The organism is Rhizobacter sp. P1_G5, assembly GCF_056405435.1.
In genome coordinates this window covers 1-896 of sequence record NZ_JBFUCB010001098.1, presented here as the reverse complement: position 1 = coordinate 896, position 896 = coordinate 1, and the positions used below count along the sequence as shown (strand labels likewise).

At 65.0% G+C, this 896-nt stretch carries 1 protein-coding gene; it reads left to right on the top strand.

Annotation, left to right across the window (positions count from 1 at the left end; genetic code table 11):
- Positions 1 to 827, top strand: an 827-nt coding sequence (locus tag AC1D12_RS34285) for a branched-chain amino acid ABC transporter permease (RefSeq protein ID WP_477845518.1), incomplete at its 5' end; no start/stop codon positions are given.
- Positions 828 to 896: the final 69 nt, after the last annotated feature.

The window sequence follows — 896 nt, the reverse complement described above, 5'->3', positions numbered from 1 at the left end:
TCTATGCGGTGATCGCGTTCGGCTACCAGCTGACGTTCGCGACCTCCGACACGCTGAACTTCGGCCAGGGAGACGCGCTGATGCTGGGCGCGCTGGTCGGGCTGACGCTGGTCGGCCTGGGCCTGAACTACTGGCTGATGATCCCGGTGGTGTGCGTGTTCGGTGCGCTGCAGGGCGCTTTCGTCGAGCGCATCGGCGTGCGCCCGGCGATCAAGATCAAGTCGGAGTTCGGCTGGATCATGTCGACGATCGCGCTGGGCATCATCTTCAAGAACGTGGCAGAGAACGTGTGGGGCCGTGACGACCTGAAGTTCCCGTCGCCGTTGCCGGAGTCGCCGCTGAAGTTCCTGGGTGCGAACGTGCTGCCGATGGAGATCCTGGTGGTGGTGGGTGCGTTGCTGATGATGCTGGCGGTGGAGTTCTTCAACCGCAAGACGATCTACGGCAAGGCGGTGGTGGCGACCTTCAACGACCGCGATGCCGCCAAGCTGATGGGCATCAACACGGGGTTGGTGATCACGTTCTCGTACGCGCTGTCGTCGCTGACGGCCGCCTTCGCCGGTGTGCTGATCGCCCCGCTGACGCTGACCGGCGCGACGATGGGCGCCGTGCTGGGCCTGAAGGCCTTCGCGGTGGCGATCATCGGCGGCCTGACCAGCGGCATGGGAATCATCGTCGGCGGGATCATCCTGGGCATTGCCGAGACGACGACCGGGTTCTACCTGTCGACCGGCTACAAGGATGTTCCCGGGTTGGTGCTGCTGCTGATCGTGCTGGCGGTGAAGCCCGCAGGCTTGTTCGGCAAGTCGGCGATCAAGAAGGTCTGACGATGTCGTCCTGTTCGAGCAAAGGCGCGGGTGGGGAGGCTGTGGCTCGCCGTCGGGTGCGGGGTGCGG